Source organism: Streptomyces sp. NPDC008238, from assembly GCF_042956445.1.
GTDB lineage: Bacteria > Actinomycetota > Actinomycetes > Streptomycetales > Streptomycetaceae > Actinacidiphila.
This window is the reverse complement of sequence record NZ_JBIBGK010000014.1, coordinates 200,212-217,666: the sequence shown is the minus strand read 5'-3', so window position 1 is coordinate 217,666 and position 17,455 is coordinate 200,212. Positions and strand designations below refer to the sequence as shown.

The 17,455-nt window shown below is 73.4% G+C and carries 11 protein-coding genes; 3 read left to right on the top strand and 8 right to left on the bottom strand.

Features of this window, described 5'->3' with window-relative positions; translation table 11 throughout:
* The 8 genes from ACFZAU_RS26370 to ACFZAU_RS26335 form a co-directional block, all read right to left on the bottom strand.
* The coding region (locus ACFZAU_RS26370) for a flavodoxin-dependent (E)-4-hydroxy-3-methylbut-2-enyl-diphosphate synthase (RefSeq protein WP_500554216.1) at positions 1-704 on the bottom strand (704 nt) is incomplete at its 3' end.
* Between the two features lie 100 nt (positions 705-804).
* Positions 805-2,130: a M50 family metallopeptidase gene (locus ACFZAU_RS26365; protein ID WP_500554215.1), complete on the bottom strand. Its 1,326-nt coding sequence runs from the start codon at positions 2,128-2,130 to the stop codon at positions 805-807.
* Complete coding sequence (dxr, locus tag ACFZAU_RS26360; RefSeq protein ID WP_500554214.1) at positions 2,127-3,395, bottom strand: 1-deoxy-D-xylulose-5-phosphate reductoisomerase; 1,269 nt, start codon at positions 3,393-3,395, stop codon at positions 2,127-2,129. Before dxr ends, ACFZAU_RS26365 begins: the two co-directional genes overlap by 4 nt.
* Positions 3,396-3,484: 89 nt before the next feature.
* Positions 3,485-5,422: an acyl-CoA dehydrogenase family protein gene (locus ACFZAU_RS26355; protein WP_500554213.1), complete on the bottom strand. Its 1,938-nt coding sequence runs from the start codon at positions 5,420-5,422 to the stop codon at positions 3,485-3,487.
* Positions 5,423-5,544: 122 nt separating this feature from the next.
* Positions 5,545-7,737, bottom strand: coding sequence for a M48 family metalloprotease (locus tag ACFZAU_RS26350; RefSeq protein WP_500554212.1), 2,193 nt, complete (start codon positions 7,735-7,737; stop codon positions 5,545-5,547).
* Between the two features lie 145 nt (positions 7,738-7,882).
* Entirely contained in the window at positions 7,883-9,328 is a 1,446-nt protein-coding gene (locus ACFZAU_RS26345; RefSeq protein WP_500554211.1) for an aldehyde dehydrogenase family protein, read from the bottom strand.
* 90 nt (positions 9,329-9,418) lie between these two features.
* Positions 9,419-10,954 (bottom strand): PucR family transcriptional regulator, encoded by a 1,536-nt coding sequence (locus ACFZAU_RS26340; protein ID WP_500554222.1) that lies wholly within the window; start codon positions 10,952-10,954, stop codon positions 9,419-9,421.
* Positions 10,955-12,246: 1,292 nt separating this feature from the next.
* The gene (locus ACFZAU_RS26335) at positions 12,247-14,463 is read right to left on the bottom strand and encodes an ATP-binding protein (RefSeq protein WP_500554210.1); all 2,217 of its coding nucleotides are present in this window, start codon (positions 14,461-14,463) and stop codon (positions 12,247-12,249) included.
* Between the two features lie 287 nt (positions 14,464-14,750).
* On the opposite strand from ACFZAU_RS26335, the gene gabT reads away from it, so the two are divergent.
* The 3 genes from gabT to ACFZAU_RS26320 all read left to right on the top strand — a co-directional run bounded on the left by gabT (position 14,751) and on the right by ACFZAU_RS26320 (position 17,414).
* Entirely contained in the window at positions 14,751-16,082 is a 1,332-nt protein-coding gene (gene gabT / locus ACFZAU_RS26330; RefSeq protein WP_500554209.1) for a 4-aminobutyrate--2-oxoglutarate transaminase, read from the top strand.
* A gap of 352 nt (positions 16,083-16,434) precedes the next feature.
* Complete coding sequence (locus ACFZAU_RS26325; RefSeq protein ID WP_500554208.1) at positions 16,435-17,064, top strand: phosphatase PAP2 family protein; 630 nt, start codon at positions 16,435-16,437, stop codon at positions 17,062-17,064.
* A 56-nt stretch (positions 17,065-17,120) separates the two neighbouring features.
* A complete protein-coding gene (locus ACFZAU_RS26320; protein ID WP_500554207.1) occupies positions 17,121-17,414 on the top strand; it encodes a hypothetical protein in 294 nt (97 codons plus the stop codon).
* The last annotated feature ends 41 nt before the right edge of the window (positions 17,415-17,455 follow it).

Genomic DNA, 17,455 nt, shown 5'->3' with positions numbered 1-17,455 from the left:
CCGAACGCCACCGCCGACTTGATCGTGCCCTGGAACGCCGGACCCGCCTCGGTCACACCCAGGTGCAGCGGGTAGTCGCACTGCGCCGCCAGCAGACGGTACGCGTTGACCATCACCACCGGGTCGTTGTGCTTCACCGAGATCTTGATGTCCCGGAAGCCGTGCTCCTCGAACAGCGAGCACTCCCACAACGCCGACTCCACCAGCGCCTCAGGCGTCGCCTTGCCGTACTTCTCCAGCAGCCGCTTGTCGAGCGACCCGGCGTTCACACCGATCCGGATCGGCACACCCGCCCCGGAGGCCGCCTTGGCGATCTCCTTCACCTTGTCGTCGAACTGCCGGATGTTGCCCGGGTTCACCCGCACCGCGGCGCAGCCCGCGTCGATGGCCGCGAAGACGTACTTCGGCTGGAAGTGGATGTCCGCGATCACCGGGATCTGCGACTTCCTGGCGATGGTGGCGAGGGCGTCGGCGTCGTCCTGCGAGGGGCAGGCGACGCGGACGATCTGGCAGCCGGACGCGGTGAGCTCGGCGATCTGCTGCAGCGTGGCGCCGATGTCGGCCGTGACGGTGGTGGTCATGGACTGGACGGAGACCGGGGCGTCGCCGCCGACCGCGACCGACCCGACCTGGATCGGGCGGCTCTTGCGGCGGTCGGCGAGCTTGATCGGAACGGACGGCATCCCGAGCGAAATCGCGGTCATGTGCGTGGCATCCCCAAAGTAAGCGGATCGAGGTCCCGGCGGCGTGGGCGGGCTCCGTTGAACGAGACTACGTCACCCCACCCACGCCTCCGACATCGCGCTATGTCAAACGCACCGGATTGATGAGATCCGCGGCCATGACCAGGGCCGTGAAGCAGATGAAGATTCCGGCGACCACGTAGGCGACCGGCATCAGCTTCGCCACGTCGAACGGGCCCGGATCGGCACGGCGGAAGACCTTGGCGAACTTCCGGCGGACGGACTCCCACAGGGCGCCCGCAATGTGGCCGCCGTCGAGCGGCAGCAGCGGGAGCATGTTGAACAGGAAGAGGGCCATGTTGATCATGGCGAGCAGGTTCACCATCGTGGCGACCTTCTGCGTGGCCGGCAGCGGCAGCGAGAAGATGTCGCCGCCGAGACGCGCCGCACCGATCATGCCGACCGGGGAGTCGGGCTGCCGCTCGGCGCCGCTGAAGACCGCGTTCCACAGGTCGGGGATCTTGCCGGGGAGCGCCGCGAGGGACCGGACACTCTCCTCGGCGGTGGTGCCCATGTGGTCGATGGACTGCCCGAAACCGTACGTCACCACGCCGTCCGCGGGCGTGAAGCCGAGGAACCCGGCCTGGACGTACTGGTCCTTGACGATGCCCCCGTGCCCGTCGGTCTTGACGACCTTGTTGGGGATCAGGTTGGCGTGCAGGTCGACGGTCTTGCCGTCGCGCACGACGGTGATCGTGGCGGGGCCGATGGTCTTGCGGATCTCCTGCTGCAGCACCGTCCACTGGCTGTCGTCGACCTTCACCCCGTTGAAGGCCACGATCCGGTCGCGCTGCCGCAGGCCGGCCGCCTTGGCGGGAGCGGCCGGGTAGTCGCCGCGGGTGCAGGGGTCCTTGGCCTTGAGGGCCTGGGTGTCGGACGCGGGGATCACGCAGTCCGATACCGAGCCCACCGTCGTCGTCTGGGTGGGGATGCCGAAGCCCATGAAGAGCGCAAGGAAGAGGCCGAAGGCCAGGATCAGGTTCATGAACGGGCCGGCGAACATGACGATCACGCGCTTCCAGGGCTTGCGCGTGTAGAACATCCGGGTCTCGTCGCCGGGCTTGAGTTCCTCGTACGCCGCGGAGCGGGCGTCCTCGATCATGCCGCGGAACGGCGAGGTGGAGCGGGCCGCGACCCGGCCGTCGTCGCCGGGCGGGAACATGCCGATCATCCGGATGTAGCCGCCCAGCGGGATCGCCTTGACGCCGTACTCGGTCTCACCCTTGTGGCGCGACCAGATGGTCGGCCCGAAGCCGACCATGTACTGCGGCACCCGGATCTTGAACAGCTTGGCCGTCGAGAGGTGGCCGAGCTCGTGCCAGGCGATGGAGAAGAGGAGACCGACCAGGAAGACGGCGATTCCCAGTCCCCACATGAGTCCTGTCATACGTGTGCTGCCTCCGTTGTCGCCTGTTCCGCAGCCAGTTCCCGGGCGCGGGCCCGCGCCCAGCTCTCCGCCTCGAGGACGTCCTCCACGGTGAGGGAAGTTCCCGCCGCGGGAGTGCCGTGCTCCTGCACCACCCTTGCGACGGTGTCCACGATGCCCGTGAAGGGCAGCGTGCCCGCGAGGAACGCGGCCACGCACTCCTCGTTGGCCGCGTTGAACACCGCGGGGGCGGTACCCCCGAGGCTACCGACGTGGCGCGCGAGCGCCACCGCCGGGAACGCCTCGTCGTCCAGCGGGAAGAAGGTCCACGTGGCCGCCTTGGTCCAGTCGCACCCGGGCGCGGCGTCGGGCACCCGCTCGGGCCAGCCGAGGCCCAGCGAGATCGGCATCCGCATGTCGGGCGGGCTGACCTGGGCCAGCGTGGAGCCGTCAGTGAATTCCACCATCGAGTGGATATACGACTGCGGGTGGACGACGACCTCAATGCGGTCGAAGGGAATGTCGTAGAGCAGGTGGGCCTCGATGACCTCCAGGCCCTTGTTCACCAGGGTGGCCGAGTTGATCGTCACCACCGGGCCCATGTCCCAGGTGGGGTGGGCCAATGCCTGCTCGGGGGTGACCCCGGCCAGCTCCTCCTTGCCCCGGCCGCGGAAAGGACCGCCGGAGGCGGTCACGACGAGCTTGCGGACCTCGGCGCGGGAGCCGCCCATGAGGGCCTGGAACAGCGCGGAGTGCTCGGAGTCGACGGGCACGATCTGGCCCGGCTTCGCCACGGCCTTCACCAGGGGCCCGCCGACGATCAGCGACTCCTTGTTGGCGAGGATCAGGATCCGCCCCGCCTCCAGCGCGGCCAGCGTGGGGCGCAGGCCGATCGAGCCGGTGATGCCGTTCAGGACGGAGTGGCACGGACGGCCGGCCAGCTCGGTCGCGGCGTCCGGGCCGACCAGGATCTCCGGCAGCGGCCCGGAGCCGTAGCGCTCGGCCAGCGCCTCCCGCAGCGGTCCCTCCGCGTCCTCGTCCGCGACGGCGACGGCGGAGACGCCGAGCTGCAGCGCCTGGTCGGCGAGGAGCCCGACCCGGCCGCCGGCGGCGGACAGGGCCACCACCCGGAAGCGGTCGGGGTTGCGCAGGACGACGTCGATGGCCTGGGTGCCGATCGATCCGGTCGAGCCCAGGACGACGATGTCGCGGGGTCCGTCGTGGGCGCCGCCGGCTGCGTCCGGTACGGGCAGCCGCAGGTGGGGGTCGGCGAGAGAGTCCGTCATCCCCCCATTGTGTCGGGTCGCCGGCACGGCGGGGGCACCGCCTCCGGGAAGGCGGTGCCCCGCGCGCTGGGGGCGCGCACCTCGTCCGGTCAGCGGATCGGCCGGTGGACGTTCTCCTTGCCGGAGGCGCCCGGTGTGGTGTCGGCGATCCACGGACCGTCGCTGGAGGGGTCGACGATGCCGGACTCGAGCCAGGTGTAGGCGCCGCCGAGGACGCCGTCGACGACCTTGCGGTCGATGGCGTCGGTGTTGGTCCACAGCCGGCCGAAGAGCTCCTCGACGCGGATCCGCGACTGGCGGCAGAAGGCGTCGGCGAGCTGGTAGGCCTCGCGTCCGTTCTCGCCGCGGTTGCGGAGCATCTCGGCGCGGACGCAGGCGGCGCTCATGGCGAACAGCTCCGCGCCGATGTCGACGACGCGGCCCAGGAAGCCCTGCTTGGTCTCCATCCGGCCCTGCCAGCGCGACATGGCGTAGAAGGTGGAGCGGGCGAGCTTGCGGGAGTTGCGCTCGACGTAGCGCAGGTGGGCGGCGAGGTCGGGGTGGCCCGCCGGGTGGAAGGCCGAGTACGTACCGGGGATCTGGCCGGGGCCGGCCACCAGCTTCGGCAGCCAGCGGGCGTAGAAGCCGCCCGCCTTCATGCCGGCCTTGGCCTTGTCGCCGAGCGCCTTGTCGGGGTCGATGAGGTCACCCGCGACGGACAGGTGGGCGTCGACGGCCTCACGGGCGATCAGCAGGTGCATGATCTCCGTGGAGCCCTCGAAGATCCGGTTGATGCGCAGGTCGCGCAGCAACTGCTCTGCCGGGACGCCCCGTTCGCCGCGGGCGGCGAGGGACTCGGCGGTCTCGAAGCCGCGGCCGCCGCGGATCTGGACGAGTTCGTCGGCCATGGTCCAGCTCATCTCGGAGGCGATGAGCTTGGCCAGCGCGCCCTCGATGCGGATGTCGTTGCGGTCCTCGTCGGCCATCTGGCTGGACAGCTCCATGACGGCCTCGAGCGCGAAGGTGGTCGCCGCGATGAAGGAGATCTTCGCGCCGACGGCCTCGTGGCGGGCGACCGGCCGGCCCCACTGCTCGCGGGCGACCGACCACTCGCGGGCGATCTTCAGGCACCACTTGCCGGCCGCGACGCAGGACGCGGGCAGCGAGAGGCGGCCGGTGTTGAGGGTGGTCAGGGCGATCTTCAGCCCGGAGCCCTCGGGACCCACGCGGTTCTCGGCGGGGACGCGTACCTGGTGGAAGCGGGTGACGCCGTTCTCGATGCCGCGCAGCCCCATGAAGGAGTTGCGGTTCTCGACGGTGATGCCCTCGGAGCCGGCCTCGACGACGAAGGCGGTGATGCCGCCCTTGTGGCCGTCGCTCTTCGGCACCCGCGCCATGACGACCAGCAGGTCGGCGACGACGCCGTTGGTGGTCCACAGCTTCACGCCGTCGAGGACGTAGGAGTCCCCGTCGGGGACGGCCGTGGTCGCCAGGCGCGCGGGGTCGGACCCCACGTCGGGCTCGGTGAGCAGGAACGCCGAGATGTCGGTGCGGGCGCAGCGCGGCAGGAACCGCTCCTTCTGCTCCGGGGTGCCGAACAGCTTCAGCGGCTGGGGCACGCCGATCGACTGGTGCGCGGAGAGCAGCACGCCGATCGCGGGGCTGGCGGAGCCGACGAGGGCGAGCGCCTTGTTGTAGTACACCTGGGTGAGGCCGAGGCCGCCGTACTTGGGGTCGATCTTCATGCCGAGGGCGCCGAGCTCCTTGAGCCCGGTGATGACCTCGTCGGGGATCCTCGCCTCACGCTCGATCAGGGCCCCGTCCACCTTCGTCTCGACGAAGTCGCGCAGCTTGGCCAGGAACTCCTCGCCGCGCTGGACCTGCTCGGTCGACGGTGTGGGGTGGGGATGGATCAGGTCGAGCCGGAAGCGGCCCAGGAACAGTTCCTTGGCGAAGCTCGGCTTTCGCCATTCCTGTTCGCGGGCGGCCTCTGCGACCTGGCGCGCTTCGCGTTCGGAAACGGTGGGGCGGGCGGATGCTGCGGACATGGGGGCGTCACCTCGCGTCGGTTACCGACCGGTGCTACTTGTTCGTTAGTACCCCGGTTCCGGCATGGTCACCAGCCCTCGCGCACGGGGTGCGGAGGGCCGGTGACCTTTCCGACGGCGGTTCAGGCCGATGCGAGCAGCTTGCGCAGGGGGGCGGTGTCGGGGGCGGAGCCGCCCTCGGTGACGGGGTCGGCGAGGGCGTCGACCGCGGAGCCGAACTCCGACTCGTCGGTGCCGTCGGCCAGCACCAGCCGCACCCCCTGATCCCATGTCAGTTCCCAGCGGGCCGCGCCGGATTCCGCCAGCGCGAGACCGGCGAGGGCGGCGACTCCCGCGTGCAGCGCGCCCTCGGGCAGCCCCTGCGCCAGGGCCGGCAGGCGGCCCTGGTCGGCGGCGTCGAGCAGGGCCGCCACGGTCGGCTCGGTGCCCGCGGCCGACAGCGCGACGCGCATCGGCGCGGCGCTCTCGGCGAGCACCAGACGCACCGCCGGATCCGCCAGCGCGCTCCACTCCACTCGGGTGAACGCCTGGCTCTCCGGGCTGAGGGTGGCCGTTTCCAGGGCGATCAGCACCTGGTCCCGGTCGTGCAGCAGCTCCATGGCCGGGCGGTCCTGCCCGGCGGCCGGCGCCTGCGGGCCGTCGGCGGGCGCCGCCTCGACGAGGCGGACGCGCTCGGCGATCGGGGGGTGCGAGTCGTACGGGGAGCGCTGCTGGCGCGGCAGCCGGGCCCGCAGCCGGTCCAGCTCCGCGCGGCGCGCGGGGTCGGTCAGGAAGCGGGGCAGCCCGCCGTAGACCTCCCCGGCGGGCGGCAGCAGCCGGGCCGCGGCGCCGAAGGCGGCGTACTGCCGCATGTAGTGGTCGAAGGCGGCGTCCAGGACCGGGATCTCGCGCAGCGCGGAGGCGGTGGCGTCGCGCCCGGCGAGGCGTACGGCGGCCTGGTCGGCGGCGAGCTCCTGGGCGCGGCCGACGCTGTGCGAGGCGCGGAGGTAGAACTTGGCGTAGGCCGTGTAGATCGCCGCCATGGCGCGGTAGGTGACACCGGCGCCCGAGGCGTCGACCTCCTTGGCCTTGCGGCCCTTGGCCAGGGCCTTGGCGGCCTTGTCCTCCTGGCGGGCCTGTTCCCGGCCCTGGGCGCTGGCGGCGCGCTCCTCGAAGTGGGCGATGGTGCGCAGCATGCGCTCCTGGCCGCGCAGGGTGATGGCGGACAGCCGGGTGTCGCTGTTGCCGTAGTGGCCGAGCTCGTGGGTGAGGACGGCGTGCAGCTGGCGCTCGGTCAGCCCGGCGAGCAGGGGGACGCCGATGTACATGCGGCGGCGGCCGCCGAGCAGGCCGAGCAGCCGGGACTTCTCGGACACGGCGGCGTTGACCTCGCCGACGAGGACGATCTCGTCCGGGGCGCGGGTGCCGTAGCGCGCCGCGAGGTCGCGGACGGCCGCCCACAGCTCGGGCTGCTGCGCATCGGTGACGGGGACGCCGGACGGGCCGTCGTCCTGGGGGCGGCGCAGCATGAACATGCCGCGGACGATGGGGACGGCGAGGACGACGCTGACGAGGACGACCTTGCCGGTCAGTCCGCCCACGCCCCACGAGGCGACCAGGACGTCGATCCCGGCCAGCACCGCGAGGAGCACCACGCCCAGCAGGTAGAAGCCCGCGAGCAGCACCATGGCGCGTACGGCGCGCAGCGTGGAGCCGCCCGCCGCGGCCGGCTCGGATCCGGCGGGCGGCGCGGCCTCGGCGCGCACCGCGTCCTGGGGCACCCCGTCGTCGGCGACGCCGTCCGGGCTGGTCAGCGAGGAGACGCCGACCGTCGTGGACGGGACGCCGAGTGCCGCGCACACCTGACGCAGCAAATCCTCCGGACCCGGCTTCGCCTCGCCGGGGCGCGGGTCGTTGCGGACCTCCGCCAGGGCGGCGGCCGCCCCGGGGCGCCCGAACCACTGCGCGCAGTGTGCCGCCTGCTCGTCCCACTGGGCGCGGTGCTCCGCGTACTCCTGCGGGTCGGTGGGCGGCTCCCAGTTCGCGGCCCACACCATGCTCTGGCTGCCCTCGCCGTCCGGGCGCACGAACACCGCGTACGCGACCTGCGGCGTCGCCACCAGCACGAGGGCCGGCACCTCCAGCCGCCGGGCCAGCTCACGACCGGCCGGCACCACGTCGCCGATCCCGATGCCCTCGCCCTCGGTCACCGGCGCGTCGAACAGCACCCCCGTACCGCCCTGGCCCCCGACGACCCAGCCGCCGACCGGCCCCGCGGCCACGGCCTCAGCGGTCGCCCCGGCCTCCGCCGTGCAGACCACCGCATACGTTGCCACCTTGCGTTTCCCCTCCCTGGCGCCTCCCCGGCGCCGTTCACGAGAGGGTCACTTTACGTGCCCATGCCGACAGCACGCACAGCGCGGCCGGGACGCACCGCACATGCGCCCCGGCCGCTGGAAAAGGTGGCTCCTGCCGTTCGGACTACAAGGCGAGACCGGTCAGGACCAGGACCCGCTCGTAGGTGTAGTCGTCCATGGCGTACTTGACGCCCTCACGGCCCACGCCGGAGTCCTTGACGCCGCCGTACGGCATCTGGTCCGCGCGGTAGGAGGGGGCGTCGCCGATGACGACGCCGCCGACCTCCAGCTCGCGGTGGGCGCGGAACGCGGTCTGCAGGTCGTGGGTGAACACACCGCACTGCAGCCCGAACCGGGAGTCGTTGACGACCGCGAAGGCCTCGTCGGCACCGTCCACCCTGTGCAGGGACAGGACCGGGCCGAAGACCTCCTCGGTGGCGATGATCGCGTCCGCGGGGAGGTCGGCGAGCACGGTCGGCTCGTAGGCGGCGCCGTCGCGCCGGCCGCCGGTCAGCAGCTTCGCGCCCTTGGCCAGCGCGTCGTCGACCCAGGACTCGACGCGCGAGGCGGCGTTGCCGTCGACGAGCGGGCCGACGTCGGTGGCGTCGTCCGCGGGGTCGCCGGTGACCTGCGCACGGACCTTGGCGACGACCTTCTCCACGAGCCGGTCGTACACCGAGGCGTCGGCGACGACCCGCTGCACCGAGATGCAGGACTGGCCGCCCTGGTAGTTGGCGAAGGTGGCGATGCGGTTCGCCGCCCACTCCAGGTCCTCCTCCGAGGACCAGTCGGCCAGGACGACGGCCGCGGCGTTGCCGCCCAGCTCCAGGGTGATGTGCTTGCGCGGCACCGAGTCCATGATCTGGTAGCCGACCCGGTCGGAACCGGTGAAGGAGATGACGGGCAGCCGCTCGTCCCGCACCAGGGCGGGCATGCGGTCGTTGGGGACGGTCAGCACGCTCCACGAGCCGGCCGGCAGGTCCGTCTCGGCCAGGATCTCGCCGAGGAGCAGCGCGGACAGCGGGGTCGCCGGGGCGGGCTTCAGGATGATCGGGGTGCCCACCGCGATCGCCGGGGCCACCTTGTGGGCCACCAGGTTGAGCGGGAAGTTGAACGGCGCGATGCCGAGCACGCTGCCGCGCGGGAAGCGCCGGGTCAGCGCCAGGCGGCCGGTGCCGCCCGCGTCGGTGTCCAGGCGCTGGGCCTCACCGCTGTTGAAGCGGCGGGCCTCCTCCGCCGCCCAGCGGAAGACGGACACGGCGCGGCCGACCTCGCCGCGGGCCCACTTGACCGGCTTGCCGTTCTCCGCGGTGATCAGCCGGGCGATCTCCTCGGTGCGCTCGGCCAGCCGCTTGGACACGTGGTCCAGGGCGGCGGCCCGCACGTGGGCGGGGGTCGCGGCGAACTCCGCCTCGACGGCCTTCGCCGCGGCGACGGCCTCTTCCACCTGGGCGGGCGTCGGCACGCCGACGGAGGCCACGACGCTGCCGTCGTACGGGTTCACGACATCGAAGGTGTCCTCGCCGGTGGCGGGGCGGCCGGCGAGCCAGAAGGCGGTGGGGGTGCTCATGCGGACCACCGTAGGACGGGCGGCACCCGGCCGGTCTTGTCCAGTGCGTCCTACGGGCCCGGGGCGATACGACGTTTTGGCGGGACGGGCTCAGCCACCGGACTTGAGCGCCAGCCACAGCTCCATGCGGACGTCCGGGTCGTCCAGCGAACGCCCGAGGATCTCCTCCACGCGCCGCATCCGGTAGCGCAGGGTGTGCCGGTGGACGCCGAGGTCCGCCGCGGCGGCGTCCCACTGCCCGTGCCGCGACAGCCACGCCCGCAGCGAGGCGACCAGATCACCCCGGGCGGTGGCGTCGTGCTCGCGCAGCGGCCGCAACAGGCCCTCGGAGAAGGCCCGTACGGCGTCGTCGCCCAGCAGCGGCAGCATCGGGCCGGCACCGACCTCGTCGTGCTCGACCAGACTGCGGCCGCGCCGCCGGGCCACCGCCAGCGCCCGCTCGGCCTGCTCGTGCGCACCGGGGACGCCCGCGGTGCCCACCGCGGCGGACAGCCCGGCCACCAGGTCGTCGCTTCCGTCGACCGCCGCCACGCAGGCCCGTGTCACCTCGCCGTCCGCGGCCGCGAGCACCGTCAGCCGGTCCTCGTCGCGGACCGCCAGCGCGGGCTCGGCGGCCCGCATCCCGGCCGTCTCCACCCGTTCGGCCAGCAGCCCCACCGCGTCCCCCGCGGCCTCCGCGCGCTCCGCGACCAGCACCCGCACCGGCGCGTCGAACAGCCCCCCGTACAACCGGCCCGCCACGGTGCGCGCGTGCTCGGGCTCCCCGACCAGCAGCATCCGCAGCAGCGCGGCGCCCAGCCGCTGCTGGGTGTCCTGCAGCGCCCGGGACTGCTCCAGGGACAGCGTCAGCAGCGCCACGGCGGCGTGCACGAGGTACCGGGCGGAGGTGTCCGGCCGCTCCTCCGTGCCGACCGCGAGGAAGCCGCGGGGGCGGCGGCCGGTGCCAAGCGACTGCAGCTCGACGCGGTCCTCCGTGCCGGCCGGGCCCGCGACCGCCGCGCTGGCCGGTGCGGGCCTGCCGCGCAGCCGCTCCACCTCCCCGGCGAGCCGCGCCGCCCGCCGCCCCGCCCACTCGGGCGCCGCGGCCACGACGGCGCCCGACGCGTCGTACAGCGCCGCCCAGCCGTTCAGGTGCGCCGCCAGCCGCGACAACAGCGCCGTCGTCCCGTCCGGGGCGAGCGCCGCCCGGGTCAGCTCCCGCTGCGCCTCGAACCCCGCGGTCACCGCCTTGTACCGGTCGGCGGCGATCTCCGCGGAGACGGCCTTGCTGATCGCGATGAACGGGGTCCTGTGCGGCACCTCCAGCAACGGCAGCCGGTGCGCGGCCGCCGCGTCCACGAGCGCCTGCGGCACGGTGTCGTGGCTCACCCCGACGCCGAACCCGAGGCCCACGACGCCGGCGCCGGCCAGGCGCGCCACGTACGCGCCGAGTGCCTCGGGCGAGCCGACGTCCAGCTTGAGGCCCGTGGTCAGCAGCAGCTCGCCGCCCTCCAGGTACGGGGCGGGGTCGTCCAGCTCGCTGGTGTGCACCCAGCGGACGGCGGCCCCCTCCAGGCGGTCGCCTCCGGCGAGGGCGGCCAGCTTCAGGGCGGGGTTCCGCAGCAGCGAGGCGAGCGTGGGCGGCACGGGCTTTTTCTCCATCTCGGAGTGCGTTCACTTCCGATTCTGCCTCACCGTATACCTGCGGTGCCGTGCCGTTTGTCGTGCGCGGGTTGTGTGCCCCTGCGCGCGGCTGCGCCGGGCCACCTGGTTGTCGGCGGTGCCCCTCGCGGCCCTTTGCTTGTGTGCGGCGCCGCTGTGGTTTCTGTTGGGTTTCTCCCCCGCCCTCCCGCCCGATTGCCCGGCGCGGTTGGTGCGGGTCTCGCACGTTGTGGTGGGGTCGTGGCCGCGCCGGCGCACGTCCTCAACGCTCGCGGTTTACGTCTACATCCTTGGGCACCGGACTTAACCGCTCGTCGTTTCCGGGCGCACCCCGACACACCCCCTCCTCTCGTATGGGCGCACAACGGCCGGTGGGGGGTCAGATAGGCGTACGGGGGTACCCGGAACCGCCCTCTGACCCCCACAGCCCCACGGTTCCAGCCCCGCATCATCTGGCACCGGGTCTGTCCTGTGGGCGCATGACGGCCGGTCGGGGGTGAGGAGGCGGTCCGGGTTGCCACGAACCGCTCGCTGACCCCCACGGCTCCGCGGTTCCAGCCCGCATCATTCGGCACCGGGTCCGCCGCTCGTCTGTCCTAGCCTTCGGCCAGGGGGAACACTCCGACACGCCCTTCCCTTCGGCCTGTACGGGCGCACAACGGTCGGTGTGGGGTGATGGCGTGAGTCCCTCCGCGACCTGACCGCACCCCCACATCGGCGACCACGTTCGCCACCGATGAGCTCACCCGAACTGAGCTTCTCTCGACTCCACGATCAGGTGACCCGAGGGCGCCTTCGATGCCGACCCACACGAGCCAGAGGGGGTGTGGCGGGGTGCTTCCCCTGGCCGAAGGCCGAGAGGAAACGAGCGGCGGACCCGGCACGGAATTATGCGGGGCTGGAACCGCGGGGCGGTGGGGGTCAGAGACCGTTCGGGGTGCCCCGGATCGCCTCCTGACACCCCCACCGGCCGTTGTGCGCCCATACCGGCCGGAGGGGGTGTGTCGGGGTGCGCCCGGAAACGACGAGCGGCGGACCCGGCGCCCAAGGATGTGGGGGCAAACCGCGAGCGTTGAGGACGTGCGCCGGCGCGGCGCCGACCCCACAACGAGGTGCGCCGACCCGCACCAACCGCGCCGGGCAATCGGGCGGGAGGGCGGGGAAGAAACCCCAACAACAACCACGACGGCGCCGCACACACTCACCGGGCCGCACAGCACAGCCGCCGCAGGCGCAAACGACCCGCACACACGCGACCCCGGGCCGGAAAGACGACCTCAGGCCCGCAGATCCACGAGCACCGGGGCCGCATGCTCCCCGTCGACCGCCGTGAGGGAAACCACGGCGTGCCCCGCGGGAACCGCGTGCGCGAGGTCCGACGCGGACCACCGCTCGCGCTCGACCCGCCGCACCGTCACCGACTCCGCCGTGACCGCCTTCCCCGTGACGAGCCGCCGCACAGCGTGCAACACCCGCGTGAGCGGCTCGTCCGCGATGATCTGACGGTTGGTGACGTCGTGGACGTCCACCCACTCCTTGCCCCACACCTCCGCGAACCGGGCGCCGTCCCAGGCGGTGAGCCCGGCGAGCGCCGCCCGGCAGCCGACGGCACCCAGCAGGGCGCCCCGGAGCGCTTCGGGGACGTCGTCCAGCGTGCGCAGCGTGAGCACCGCGCCGGCGTTGGCGGAGCGCATGCGCTGCAGGCCCCGCACGGACTCCGCGGTCACGGTGTGGGAGGCGTCGTCAAGGACGAGGCAGGCGAACAGGGAGCGGTCCCGCCGGGCGGCGGCGCACTCGGCGAACTGGGCGAGGACGAGCCGCGCCAGCATCCGGGAGACCTCGGTGTGGCCCCGTTCCGGGAGGTCGATGCGGACCCGCAGGGGGTGTTCGAGGCCGCGCAGGGAGAAGGGGTGGCTGCCGCCCGTGGTGTCGAAGAACCCGGCGAACGCGGGCCGGTCGAGCAGCGCGATGCGGTCGGCGAGCAAGGGGCCCGCGTCGCCGGCCCGGGCGGACTGCCTTTCGCGGGCGTCGAGTTCGCGCAGCTGCCCCTGGGCGGCGGCGCCCCGGGCCTGCAGGGCGGAGCGCAGCGCGGCGAGGGCCGACGCGGTGCCGTCGAGGAGCTCGCGCAGTTCGGGGACGGAGGGGAAACGGCCGTGGGCCGCGTGGAAGGGCCCGAGGAGCTGGGCGAGGGCGGTGGCGGCGCGGCGGCTGTCGCCGCCGGGCAGCGCCGCGGCGAGGTCCCCGACGAGGGCCTCGGCGAGGAAGCCCGCGGCCTCGTCGGGGTCGGCGGTGCCGCCGTACAGGTCGAGGTCGTACGCGGAGTCGGGTTGGCCGATCTTGACGACGACGTCGAAGGACTCGTCGGGCGCGAGGCGTGCCCCGTCGGTGCCGACCACGACGACGGCCGCCCGCCCGGCGAGGGCCTGCAGGCACATGAGTTCCAGCGCGGGCCGCACGAAGCGCACGGTCTTGCCGGAGCCGGGCGGCCCGACGGCCAGCAGGGACGTGCCGAGGACGGACGGGTCGAGGGCGTAGCCGGCGCCGCGGTGGGTGCGGGGGTTGCGCTCGTCGTCGGAGGCGGCGCCGATGCGGACCTGGCCGGCCAGCAGGTCGTGCTGGGCGGTGCGGGCGGGCAGGTCGCGGGCGCCGGACGGGTGGGCGCAGGCGGCGGCGCCGTAGCGCAAAACCGTGTCGGTGAAGGCGGTGAGCCGGCCGGGTTCGGAGCGTACGGACTGCCAGGCGCGGCTGAGGCGGGCGAAGTCGACGTCGTTCATCAGCCCGGAACGGGCGTCCTCGGCGAGCCGGTCCGCGGCGTCGGCGGCGCCGCCGCCGCGGAGCTCGGGGAAAGCGGCGGGGTCCTGGGCGGGGTCGGCGGGTTCGCGGCCGGTAACCGCCCGCTCCTCCTCGCGCGCGCGCCGCAGCGGCGCGCTGATGGAGCGGCGCCACAGTTCGGCCCAGCGTCCGACGCGGGCGAAGAACACCAGCAGGGCGCCGCCGATGAGCGCGTAGTAGAGGTACGAGGCCCACAGGTAGGCGGTCTGGTTGCCGCCCGCATGCCGCCAGGACTCGGGGGTCAGGGCGAGCAGCGGCCAGAGCCAGTAGCTGCCGAGGTAGCCGTTCCACAGCAGGGACCACAGCAGCCAGCCGCCGAGGAAGGAGATCAGGGCGCCGGCGACGAGCTGGCGGCCCGGCACGGCGTCCGGGTCGGCGGCGGGGCGGGGGCGGTGGCCGAGCCGCCAGACGCCGGGGGCGGCGGCGGGGCGCGGGGCCCGCAGCCAGGCGAGGAAACCGGAGCCGTCCGGGGTGGCGGACGGCGCGGACTCGGCGGGGGCGCGCCACGTGCCGGTGTCCGGGCGGGTGGCGGGCTGCGGCGGGGGCCCGGGGGGCAGCGGGGGCGTGGCCGGGACGGCCCTGGGCGCGCGGCCGGGGCCGGCGGGGCCGGGCCGGGCGCCGGGCACGGGGGGCCCGGCGTGCGCGGGCGGGGCGTCCGGCATCGGCCGGGCACCGGGTACCGGCGGCGGGCCCGGTTGCGGGCCGGAGCCCCCGGGCGGAGGCGCCGCGGGCTTCTCGTGCGTACCGTCGCGTTCCATCGCGTGTGCCACCCCTCGCAGGTCCGCACTCAATGTAGTCGAGCGGCCACCGCAGTCTGAAGGATCTTGGCACGCTCATGTCCGTCACGTCGAAGAGGCGTTCCGCAGTGCGCCCTATCGGAGTGTGCGGGGCTCCGCCGTACGGGCTTAGCCTGCGAGGAAAGACCACGGTTCGAAGGAGTACGTCCGCCATGACCGATCTGGCCCAGGAGCGTCGACTCGTCACCCCGATCCCCGGCCCCAAGTCGCAGGAGCTGCTGGCGCGCAAGACGGCGGCGGTCCCGAGCGGCGTCGGCGTGACCCTGCCCGTCTTCGTCACCCGCGCCAGCGGCGGCGTGCTGCAGGACGTGGACGGCAACTCCCTGATCGACTTCGGTTCCGGCATCGCGGTGACCTCGGTCGGCAACAGCGCCGAGGCGGTCGTGCGCCGCGCGTCGGCGCAGCTGGCCGACTTCACCCACACCTGTTTCATGGTGACGCCGTACGAGGGCTACGTGGAGGTCGCCGAGGCCCTCAACGAGCTGACCCCGGGCGACCACGAGAAGCGCACCGCGCTGTTCAACTCGGGTGCCGAGGCCGTCGAGAACGCGGTGAAGATCGCCCGCGCGTACACCAAGCGCCAGGCCGTGGTCGTCTTCGACCACGGCTACCACGGCCGCACCAACCTCACGATGGCGCTGACGGCGAAGAACATGCCGTACAAGCACTCGTTCGGCCCGTTCGCGCCCGAGGTCTACCGGATGCCGCTGGCCTACCCCTACCGCTGGCTGACCGGCCCGGAGAACTGCGCGGAGGAGGCGGCGGCCCAGGCGATCGACATGATCACCAAGCAGGTCGGGGCGGAGAACGTGGCCGCGATCGTGATCGAGCCGATCCAGGGCGAGGGCGGCTTCATCGAGCCGGCCAAGGGCTTCCTCCCCAAGCTGGTGGAGTTCGCGCGGGAGAACGGCATCGTCTTCGTCGCGGACGAGATCCAGACCGGCTTCTGCCGCACCGGCCAGTGGTTCGCCTGCGAGGACGAGGGCATCGTCCCGGACCTCATCACCACGGCCAAGGGCATCGCCGGCGGTCTGCCGCTGGCCGCGGTGACCGGCCGCGCGGAGATCATGGACGCCGCGCACTCCGGCGGTCTGGGCGGCACCTACGGCGGCAACCCGGTGGCGTGCGCCGGTGCGCTGGGCGCCATCGAGACGATGAAGGAGCAGGACCTCAACGCCAGGGCGCGCCGCATCGGCGGCATCATGCTCGGCCGGCTGCGCGGCATGCAGGAGAAGTTCGAGGTCATCGGTGACGTCCGGGGCCGCGGCGCCATGATCGCGATCGAGCTGGTGGAGCCGGGGAGCAAGACCCCGAACGCCGCCGCCACCGCCGCCGTGGCCAAGGCCTGCCACGCCGAGGGCCTGGTGGTCCTGACCTGTGGCACCTACGGCAACGTGCTGCGCTTCCTGCCGCCGCTGGTGATCGGGGAGGACCTGCTGAACGAGGGCCTGGACATCATCGAAGGCGCGCTCGCCCGGCTGTGACCAGGTGCTTCGCCGGTGACCGGGCGCGTACGGCACGCAGCGTGAAGAAGGTGTGCGGGCCTGATGGCGGGAGGGTGCAACCCCTGCCCGGCGGCCTCCCGGTGACGTACGGTTTCGGCAGATGGAAGAAACACCCCGTCTGCGGAAGTCCGCGGGCGACACTTTGCCGGTGACTCCCCATCACCGGCACAGCAGTGCCCTCGCGCACAGCGCCGAAGCCGAAGGCTCCGGCAATCCTCGCCGATCGGTCGGCCGCTTGCCCCAAACCCCCCGGGGCGGGCGGTACGGCGATCGTTCTGGCCGCCCCGGAACTCTCCCCCCTGTTCCGGGGCGGCCAACTTCTCTGGTGGCCGTGGTGTGCACGGCGCTCTTCGGACTGCTGACCTGGCAGGAGGCAATACGAGGGCGCCTGCTGGCCCTGGACGGACCGGTGCGTGCCACCCTCGCGGGACCCTCCCCCCACCCCGCGGACCGTTCCGTGTCGCAGTTCCTCGCCGACCTGGGCGACTGGCGGGTCGCCGTGCCCGTGCTGCTGCTTGCGATGGTCTGGACCACCTGGCGCGCCCGCCTGTACGGGCTGTCCCGCCCCTGGCTGCCGCCGCTGGCGTACGCGCTCGTGATGGTTGCTGCGCCGCTGCTGGTCGCCCTGGTCAAGCCGCTGATCGGCCGGGCCGGCCCCGGTTCGCTGACCCTCTCCCCCGGTTATCCGGGGCTCTACCCCTCCGGCCACACGGCGACGGCGGCCGCCGCGTACGGCGGCGCCGTGCTCCTGCTGCTGCCGTGGCTGGTGCGCACGGCCGCACGGCGGCTGCTGGTCGCCGCCGTTGTACTGCTCGATGCCGCGGTGGGGGTCGCCCTGGTCCGCTGCGGCTACCACTGGCCGCTCGACGTCGTGGGGAGCTGGCTGCTGTGCGGCGCCCTGCTCGCGGGCGCCGCCCTGGCGGTCGGTCGCCGGTCGGGACGTCATCACCCAGCGCGCTGAGCCGCCGGTCCGGGTGGCCGGCACGGACCGCGGGCGCGGCGGCTTACCCTCCCCACATGACCGAACCGAGCAAAGCGGAAGAGGCGACCCGCCTCGCGATCGAGTTCCTCACGCTGTGGCTGGAGGACGACCGGGAGGGGGCCACCAGGCACATCGCCGGCGTGGTCGAGAGTCTCGACGGCGCGGAACGGATGCGCATGGTCGCCGGGCTCCTCAACCTGAACATGTTCGTCGTCTTCGAGCTGGCCAAGGCGCGGGGCGCCGAGGACTACCGTGCCGACGCCGGCGCGTACCTGCGCCACCTCTCCGCGCACCTGCCCGAGGTCGGCGGCCCGGCGACGGACGCGTGAGCGCCCCACCCGGACGGGCGAGACCCGCCGGCCGCGGAAGC